Origin of the sequence: Fictibacillus sp. NPDC058756, from assembly GCF_042746035.1 — a bacterium.
Classification (GTDB): Bacteria; Bacillota; Bacilli; order Bacillales; family Fictibacillaceae; genus Fictibacillus.
Window position 1 is genome coordinate 49083 of record NZ_JBHYPU010000006.1, and the last position, 8479, is coordinate 57561.

Here is an 8479-nt window from a genome sequence, read left to right on the forward strand (position 1 = left end):
AGAAAGGTGTGCCAAAGTGAAACGCCTCATGTACAATGTAAGCAGAAGATTTTTGGGAGAGTGACCTTATGGGGATGAACAAGAAATGGCATGTGCTGCATACTAATATTCCGCTTTCTAAAGAAGAGTGGTTTTTTAAATATAAAACTTTGTCAGCAACCGAACCACGTCATGTTTTATTGGAGAGCGGAAGAACAGGAAGGTACAGCATTATCGGACTTTCTCCATTCGCTGAGGTTTCTGGAAAAGAAAATGTTTTAACGGTAAAAACAGACGACGGGATCACTGTAAAAAAAGGACCTGTTTACAAAGAGTTTCAGCAATGGTTTAAGCATTTTGAGATCGAACCAGTTGAAGGTCTGCCGGACTTTACAGGAGGGGCAATCGGATATTTAAGTTATGACCTGACTCGTGAATTCGAGAAACTTCCTGCACGTTCAGATGATGACCTAGAATTGCCTGATTTATATTTCTTATTATTTAAAGATGTATACGTCTATGATCATGAGAAGAACAAGCTTTGGATTCTCGTGTTAAGTGAAGAAAAAGACGATTCATATAGTTTGGACAAGCTGCGTGCGTTTAAGGAAATGTGGCATACACCTATTTCCCCGCAGCCTACAAAAGTTTATGATCAGAGCTTTTCAAACGATGAGGATTTTAAGCACGTATCTATGACAGAAGATGTTTTTGTTGAAGCTGTCCAAAAGGTTCAGTCCTATATCTCGGACGGAGATGTATTTCAAGTAAATCTGTCTGTTCGCCAGTCAAAAGCACTGCAGACCGAGCCTTTTCATATATACGAAGAATTAAGAAGGATTAACCCTTCACCTTATATGGGATATTTAGAAACTCCTGACTTTCAGCTTGTCAGTGCTTCCCCTGAGTTGTTAGTAAAGAAAAAAGGCGACTGTGTAAGCACTCGGCCTATCGCGGGTACACGCCCACGCGGAAGAACGGAAGAGGAAGACTTGGAGCTAGCAAATACGCTCATCGAAAATGAAAAAGAACGTGCAGAACATGTGATGCTCGTTGATCTGGAAAGAAACGATCTTGGCAAGGTTTCAGCATACGGAACAGTTAAAGTGGACGAGTTTATGGTTATTGAAAGGTATTCACATGTCATGCATATCGTTTCAAATGTAGTTGGGAAATTAAGACCAGAATGTGATGCTTTTGATTGTATAAAAGCTACGTTTCCAGGCGGGACGATAACAGGAGCTCCGAAGGTAAGGACGATGGAGATCATCGAGGAGCTTGAACCCGTTAGAAGAGGTGTTTATACAGGAAGCATCGGATGGATCGGGTTTAACGGCGATACAGAAATGAATATCGCAATACGCACGATGGTATGTCAAAATGGAACTGCGCATGTTCAAGCAGGTGCAGGTATTGTTATTGACTCGATACCAGAAAGTGAATATAAAGAGAGTTTGAAAAAAGCAGAGGCGCTGTGGCGTGCCAAAGAGCAAAGTGAGCTCGGGTCAATATTGGTATAAAAACAGCACATGAGAGGAGAAGAGACGAGATGATTTTAATGATTGATAACTATGATTCTTTTACGTATAACCTCGTTCAATACTTAGGTGAGATGGGTGAGGAGCTAGTCGTAAAACGAAATGATGAAATCACAATTAAAGAGATCGAACAGTTAAATCCAGAATTTCTGATGATATCACCTGGACCATGCTCTCCAAATGAAGCGGGTATCAGTCTGGAAGCGATACGACATTTTGCTGGGAAGATTCCTGTATTCGGCGTGTGTCTAGGACACCAGGCGATTGCGCAGGTTTTTGGCGGAGATGTAGTTCGTTCCGACAGATTGATGCATGGCAAAGTTTCTCCTGTTCTCCATGATGGAAAAACAGTATATGAAGGCTTAGAACAGGAATTTCCTGCAACGCGCTATCACTCGCTAATTGTAAAAAGAGAAACGCTGCCCGATTGCTTTGAGATTTCCTCTTGGACAGAAGAAGGCGAAATTATGGGAATCCGCCATAAAGAACTCCCGATCGAAGGGGTGCAATATCATCCTGAATCCATTTTAACGGAGGATGGAAAGAAACTTTTAAGAAACTTCATTGATTTTTATAAAGGCAAAAACGTATGTACATCTATATAAATGGAAAAGTTCTAACAAATGAAGAGGCTGTAATTTCACCTTATGACCACGGATTCATGTATGGTCTTGGAGCGTTTGAAACGTTCAGAACGTATAACGGCTTCCCTTATTTGATTGACGATCATATGGAACGGCTTCAAGAAGCACTAAAAGAGTTAAATATTGATGCAGTAATAAATACAGATCATTTAATAGAAATGGTTCAAACCCTTCTGCAAAAAAACAAACTGGAAGATGCGTATTTTCGTTTAAACGTCTCAGCTGGTATTGGAGATATAGGTTTGCAAACCGATCCGTATGAAAATCCTGCGGTTATTCTTTTTACGAAGCCGCTTCCGCAATCTATAGCTTCAGCGAAAGAACTGGTCATACTCAAGACCGTCCGCAACACTCCAGAGGGCAAACAAAGGTTAAAATCACATCACTACTTAAACAGTATACTTGGCAAAAGAGAGCTTAAGGATCCAGCAGGACAAGAAGGTGTGTTTCTAACAAAAGAAGGGTTTATCAGCGAAGGCACAGTCTCCAACCTTTTTTGGTTTAAAGATGGAACATTGTTCACTCCGGGATTGTCAACGGGTATTCTAAACGGAATTACAAGAAAATGGGTTTTAAATGCTTCAGAGAAAATGAACATTCCTTTTGAAACGGGGAATTATAAAATAAATGAACTTCATGATGCAGATGAAGTCTTTCTAACAAATTCGATTCAGGAACTTGTCCCGGTTAACCGATTCGAACAAAACTTTCCTGGTGCGGAAGGGCAACTTTTTCAAAAACTAAAAACGAAGTACACGGAAGATACGAATAATAGACGCCGAACGATTTAAGGTTTTAAGAAAGGGTAGATAGTCTATGCATGAAATGATCATGAACCAGCCTAAGCTGATGTGCGGAGAATACGTACTCGATTTTTCGAAAAAAACATATGTGATGGGGATTTTGAACATAACTCCAGATTCTTTCTCAGATGGCGGACGTCATAACCGGATTGAGCAAGCCATCCTCCACGCAAAAGAGATGGTGAGGGACGGAGCTGACATTATCGATGTTGGCGGTGAATCCACTAGACCTGGTGCTGCAAAAGTAACGCTCGAAGAAGAACTGGAACGGGTGATCCCTGTCATTGAAGCATTGAAAAAGGAAGTTAATGTGCCGATTTCAATCGATACGTATAAAGCAGAAACGGCAAGACAAGCTGTTCAAGCTGGTGCTCATATCATTAATGATGTATGGGGGGCTAAACTGGATCCTGATATGCCGCGTGTTATGGCCGAAACAAATGTACCTGTAATCTTAATGCATAACCGGTTCGACACCAATTACCAGGAGTTCATGGCCGATGTGATTGCTGACTTGGAACTCAGTATAGCAATAGCTGTTAAGGCAGGAGTTAAACCGGAAAACATTATCCTGGATCCTGGAATCGGGTTCGTTAAATCCTTTCAGCAAAATCTTGAAACAATGAGAAGACTAAATGAAATAACAAACATTGGCTATCCAGTATTACTAGGTACTTCCCGAAAATCGATGATCGGAAAAGCACTGGATCTTCCAGTTGATGAACGTATGGAAGGGACAGGGGCTACAGTCTGCCTAGGAATTGAACGAGGCTGTTCAATCGTACGTGTGCATGATGTTAAAGAAATAAGCAGAATGGCTAAAATGATGGATATAATGCTTGGGAAAGGTGCTGAGAGCCGTGGATAAAATGTATGTGACCGGCATGAAATTTTATGGCTATCACGGCGTTTTTGCTGAGGAACAAAAGCTCGGCCAGAGGTTTAACGTAGATGTAACGCTGTCGCTTGATCTTTCAAAAGCGGGACTTACTGATGAACTAGATCAAACAGTCAACTATAAAGAAGTTTATGATGCTGTAAAAGAAATTATTGAGGGCGATCCGGTAAAACTTTTAGAGTCTTTAGCTGAAAGTATTGCTGCCTCTTTGCTCGGAAAGTTTACTTCAGTTGATGAAACAACAGTAAAAGTTATAAAACCAGACCCTCCTATTCCCGGACATTATGACTCAGTTGCGGTCGAGATCACAAGAGGCCGCAGTTAAATGAAGCAATTGAATACCGCTTACTTATCTGTCGGATCAAACATGGGTGACAGAGAAGGGCTGCTTACAAAATCGATAGAGCTTCTTAACGGATATCCAGAAATAATAATAGAGAGTGTATCTTCTATTTATGAAACAGATCCTGTAGGTTTTACTGATCAGCCTCTATTTTTGAATTTAGCCATAAAACTCAAAACCAGCCTTTCTCCACTGGCATTATTGAGTAAAATGCAAGAGGTGGAGAACAATCTGGATAGAAAAAGAGTTCAAAAATGGGGACCTCGAACAATAGACCTTGACATTTTATTGTATAATAGTGTAAGTATACAGACGGAAGACTTAGAAATTCCGCATCCACGTATGCTTGAAAGGGCATTTGTTCTGATACCTCTTAGCGAAATTGCTCCTGATAACGTTTATCCGGATAAAACAATTTCTTTACATCAAGTCCTTTGCGAACAAAGAGATAAAGAAGGTGTACGCATATGGAAGAAGATCGACTGGGAAGACGCATCCGTGCGTTCAGAAAGTTAAAGGGTTATACGCAAGAGCAGCTTGCTAAAGATATCGGTATTTCAGTATCGGTTCTTGGCGAGGTGGAAAGGGGCAGCCGAAAGCCCAAAGTAGATTTGCTCCATAAAATAGCGAATCAATTCAGCATTAACGTTGAAGAGTTACAGTAAGCAGATAGATTTTATTAATTGATTGAAACGAGGTGATATGTACGTTGAAAATCGGTGACATAACGCTGAAAAATCCTGTTGTCCTTGCCCCTATGGCTGGTGTGTGCAACCCTGCATTCCGTTTGATCGCAAAAGAATTTGGAGCAGGGCTTGTGTGTGCAGAGATGGTGAGTGACAAAGGAATTCTTTATGAAAATGAAAGGTCGCTGAAGATGCTATATGTAGATGAACGTGAAAAGCCTCTAAGCCTTCAGATTTTTGGGGGAGAACGTGAATCATTAGTAGCTGCAGCTAAATATGTTGATAAACATACCAACGCAGATATAATTGATATCAATATGGGTTGCCCGGTCCCTAAAATTACAAAATGTGATGCAGGAGCAAAGTGGCTGCTTGATCCAGACAAGATCTATGAGATGGTAGCAGCAACAGTAGATGCTGTTCAGAAGCCGGTAACAGTAAAGATGCGTGTCGGATGGGATGAAGATCACATTTATGCCGTGAAAAACGCACAGGCAGTTGAACGTGCTGGCGGTGCAGCAGTAGCGGTACACGGCCGTACACGTGTTCAAATGTATGAAGGAACAGCAAACTGGGACATCATCAAAGAAGTAAAACAAAATGTTTCAATTCCTGTAATCGGAAATGGTGATATCTCAACTCCTCAAGAAGCAAAAGAATGTCTTGAGAAATATTGCGTTGACGGTGTAATGATCGGCAGAGCGGCTCTCGGAAATCCTTGGATGCTGTACCGTACCGTTCAGTACCTGGAAACAGGAGAGATTCTTCCTGAACCGAATGCTCGTGAAAAAATGAATATCTGCATGCTCCACATGGATCGTTTGATCGAGCTTAAAGGCGAAGATGTTGCTGTTCGAGAAATGAGAAAACATGCAGCTTGGTACCTTAAAGGATTACCGAAGACAGGATCTGTTCGAAATGAAGTTAACCAAATGACGACACGTGATGACATGGGCAAATTATTGTTTAATTACGTAGAACAGGTGGAAGAGATACAGCAAAAAATCAGCTGATTCATAGTGACATACAGCCAGATCATCAGATGACTGGCTGTTGTTTGCTTAAAAGGTCAAAACAGCAGCCGGTGTTTTCTTTTTAATAAAAACCGAGGGGGAATAGCATATGAATATGCTAAAACTCACACAAGAAGGCACCAGGAAGCTTGAGAAAGAACTTCAATACTTGAAAAAACGCAAAAAGGAATTCCGGAATTCACCTGAGAAAGATTTCATAATGAGCCGGATGGAAGAGATAGAGAGTGTATTATCATCTTCTGTTACTTGGCCAGTTGTAAGAGAAGCGGGAGATTTTGTAGAAGCCGGTTCTACCATTACAATAGAGGAAACCGTCTATAAAGAGAGATACACTTATACGATTGTTCATCCTTATGAAGCGGATCCCCGTGATAATATGATTTCTATTTATTCCCCAATTGCAAAAGCCGCCATCGGTAAAACGGTAAATACATTAATTTGTATTCAAGTGCCGGCGGGAGAAAATTTAACTTATAACATAATAGATATCCAAAACTGCTAAAGGTAGGAGTGTTCCCATGAGTCAAGAAGTAGAATTAAATGATTTGCTGCGTGTGCGGCGCGAAAAGTTAGCTTCTCTAACAGAAAAAGGATTAGATCCGTTTGGTACAAAGTTTAGCCGTACCCACACAGCTGCTGATCTTGTAACTGAATATGGAGAAGTTGAAAAAGAAGAACTGGACAGCCAGGAGATTGAAGTTACTCTTGCTGGACGTATCATGACCAAGCGCGGAAAAGGTAAAGCTGGTTTTGCTCATATTCAGGACTTAACAGGTAAAATTCAGATTTACGTAAGACAGGATGCAGTCGGCGAAGATCAATATGATTTGTTCAATACTATAGATATCGGTGACTGGGTAGGAGTTACCGGATTAGTATTCAAAACAAAAGTCGGGGAACTTTCTATTAAAGCAAAAGACTTTCAGCTTTTAACTAAATCCTTGCGTCCTCTTCCAGACAAGTTCCATGGATTAAAAGATGTTGAACAGCGCTACCGTCAGCGTTATGTCGATCTAATCATGAACCCAGAAGTAAAAGATACTTTTATCTCCCGTTCAAAGATTATTCGTTCTATGCGCCGTTACTTAGATGACCATGGCTATTTGGAAGTTGAAACACCAACGATGCATTCTATTCCTGGGGGAGCATCTGCCCGCCCGTTTATTACACATCACAATGCATTGGATATGGAGCTTTACATGCGTATTGCGATCGAGCTTCACTTAAAGCGTCTGATCGTAGGCGGTCTTGAAAAAGTTTATGAAATCGGCCGTGTATTCCGTAATGAAGGTGTATCTACTCGCCACAACCCGGAATTTACGATGATTGAACTGTATGAAGCTTATGCTGATTACCTTGATATTATGGAACTTACTGAAAACCTGATCGCACATATTGCGGAAGATGTGCTCGGATCAACCACTGTAAAGTATGGTGATTATGAAGTAGACCTTAAGCCTCGCTGGAAGAGAGTTCATATGGTCGATGCTATTAAAGAAGCAGCGGGTGTGGATTTCTGGCCGGAAATGTCAGATGAAGAAGCTCGCGAACTAGCTAAAAAGCATAACGTGCCAGTAAAAGATAATATGTCTTATGGACATGTTGTAAATGAATTCTTTGAGCATTTTGTCGAAGAAAAGCTTATTCAGCCAACATTTGTATACGGACATCCAGTTGCGATTTCTCCGCTCGCTAAAAAGAATCCAGAGGATCAGCGCTTTACTGACCGTTTCGAACTATTTATCGTAGGGCGCGAACATGCGAATGCGTTCTCGGAGCTTAACGATCCGATTGATCAGCGCGAACGTTTTGAAGAACAATTAAAAGAACGTGCTGAAGGCAACGATGAAGCACACATGATGGATGAAGATTTTGTAGAGGCACTTGAATATGGTATGCCTCCAACTGGCGGACTGGGAATTGGTATTGACCGCCTGGTTATGTTATTAACTAACTCACCATCTATCCGTGACGTATTGTTATTCCCGCAAATGCGCCATTCAGAGAAATAGTTATTTTAAAACCAGCCCTGTGCTGGTTTTTTTATTTATACAGGAATGAATTGTTTTTGTTTTGAGAAAGATAATTGAGGTGCTGGCAGAAAAATTGCCATTTCACAATATCTTGTGTTTGAAGGTTAATCGTTTAGCTCATATTGTAATTAGCTTTAAGACGGTATTGTTTGAAGAAAAAATGTTTAACTATTTTAAGAAAAACTATTGTACAAGAGCGAAAATGGTGGTATATTATTCTTCGTCGCAAGGAATACTAACGTGTTGATTGCTTATCAAAAACGATTTAAAGTTTTTCGAAAAAGCTGTTGACAACAAGGGTTGCGGCATGATAACCTAATAAAGTCGCCAAAACGAGCGGCGTTAAAAAAGGTTTAAAAAAGTTCTTTGAAAACTGAACAAAAGCAAAGGTAAGGAATTAAGAATTAATTCCGTCAGTTTTAAAATGAGAGCAAGTCAAACACTTTTATGGAGAGTTTGATCCTGGCTCAGGATGAACGCTGGCGGCGTGCCTAATACATGCAAGTCGAGCGAATGAAGAG

10 protein-coding genes and 1 rRNA gene are annotated in these 8479 nt (G+C 40.7%); all 11 read left to right on the forward strand.

Going from position 1 to position 8479, the window contains the following annotated elements; all coding sequences use genetic code 11:
* Window positions 1-74: 74 nt before the first annotated feature.
* Entirely contained in the window at window positions 75-1499 is a 1425-nt protein-coding gene (locus ACFW35_RS19630) for an anthranilate synthase component I family protein (RefSeq protein WP_379848292.1), read from the forward strand.
* A 29-nt stretch (window positions 1500-1528) separates the two neighbouring features.
* The gene (gene pabA / locus ACFW35_RS19635) at window positions 1529-2122 is read left to right on the forward strand and encodes an aminodeoxychorismate/anthranilate synthase component II (protein ID WP_379848274.1); all 594 of its coding nucleotides are present in this window, start codon (window positions 1529-1531) and stop codon (window positions 2120-2122) included.
* A complete protein-coding gene (gene pabC / locus ACFW35_RS19640; RefSeq protein ID WP_379848276.1) occupies window positions 2107-2952 on the forward strand; it encodes an aminodeoxychorismate lyase in 846 nt (281 codons plus the stop codon). The genes pabA and pabC overlap by 16 nt, the downstream gene beginning before the upstream one ends.
* 25 nt (window positions 2953-2977) lie before the next feature.
* Window positions 2978-3832, forward strand: a complete 855-nt coding sequence (gene folP, locus ACFW35_RS19645; RefSeq protein ID WP_379848278.1) for a dihydropteroate synthase — start codon at window positions 2978-2980, stop codon at window positions 3830-3832.
* On the forward strand, window positions 3825-4187 hold the full coding sequence (gene folB / locus ACFW35_RS19650) for a dihydroneopterin aldolase (RefSeq protein WP_379848280.1): 363 nt from the start codon (window positions 3825-3827) through the stop codon (window positions 4185-4187). Before folP ends, folB begins: the two co-directional genes overlap by 8 nt.
* Window positions 4188-4721, forward strand: coding sequence for a 2-amino-4-hydroxy-6-hydroxymethyldihydropteridine diphosphokinase (gene folK, locus ACFW35_RS19655; protein WP_379848282.1), 534 nt, complete (start codon window positions 4188-4190; stop codon window positions 4719-4721).
* Window positions 4673-4870, forward strand: a complete 198-nt coding sequence (locus ACFW35_RS19660) for a helix-turn-helix domain-containing protein (RefSeq protein WP_066238222.1) — start codon at window positions 4673-4675, stop codon at window positions 4868-4870. Before folK ends, ACFW35_RS19660 begins: the two co-directional genes overlap by 49 nt.
* Before the next feature lie 44 nt (window positions 4871-4914).
* Complete coding sequence (gene dusB, locus ACFW35_RS19665; protein WP_379848284.1) at window positions 4915-5904, forward strand: tRNA dihydrouridine synthase DusB; 990 nt, start codon at window positions 4915-4917, stop codon at window positions 5902-5904.
* A gap of 109 nt (window positions 5905-6013) precedes the next feature.
* Window positions 6014-6427, forward strand: a complete 414-nt coding sequence (locus ACFW35_RS19670) for a GreA/GreB family elongation factor (protein ID WP_379848286.1) — start codon at window positions 6014-6016, stop codon at window positions 6425-6427.
* Between the two features lie 16 nt (window positions 6428-6443).
* Window positions 6444-7937 (forward strand): lysine--tRNA ligase, encoded by a 1494-nt coding sequence (gene lysS, locus ACFW35_RS19675; RefSeq protein WP_379848288.1) that lies wholly within the window; start codon window positions 6444-6446, stop codon window positions 7935-7937.
* A 465-nt stretch (window positions 7938-8402) separates the two neighbouring features.
* Window positions 8403-8479: ribosomal RNA gene (locus tag ACFW35_RS19680) — 16S ribosomal RNA — on the forward strand; the annotation flags it as partial.

Excerpts from the sequence above, each read along its gene's own strand:
- ACFW35_RS19630 (WP_379848292.1), top strand. The coding sequence starts at position 75 with ATGAACAAGAAATGGCATGTGCTGCATACTAATATTCCGCTTTCTAAA.
- pabA (WP_379848274.1), top strand. The coding sequence starts at position 1,529 with ATGATTTTAATGATTGATAACTATGATTCTTTTACGTATAACCTCGTT.
- pabC (WP_379848276.1), top strand. The coding sequence starts at position 2,107 with ATGTACATCTATATAAATGGAAAAGTTCTAACAAATGAAGAGGCTGTA.
- folP (WP_379848278.1), top strand. The coding sequence starts at position 2,978 with ATGCATGAAATGATCATGAACCAGCCTAAGCTGATGTGCGGAGAATAC.
- folK (WP_379848282.1), top strand. The coding sequence starts at position 4,188 with ATGAAGCAATTGAATACCGCTTACTTATCTGTCGGATCAAACATGGGT.
- ACFW35_RS19660 (WP_066238222.1), top strand. The coding sequence starts at position 4,673 with ATGGAAGAAGATCGACTGGGAAGACGCATCCGTGCGTTCAGAAAGTTA.
- ACFW35_RS19670 (WP_379848286.1), top strand. The coding sequence starts at position 6,014 with ATGAATATGCTAAAACTCACACAAGAAGGCACCAGGAAGCTTGAGAAA.
- lysS (WP_379848288.1), top strand. The coding sequence starts at position 6,444 with ATGAGTCAAGAAGTAGAATTAAATGATTTGCTGCGTGTGCGGCGCGAA.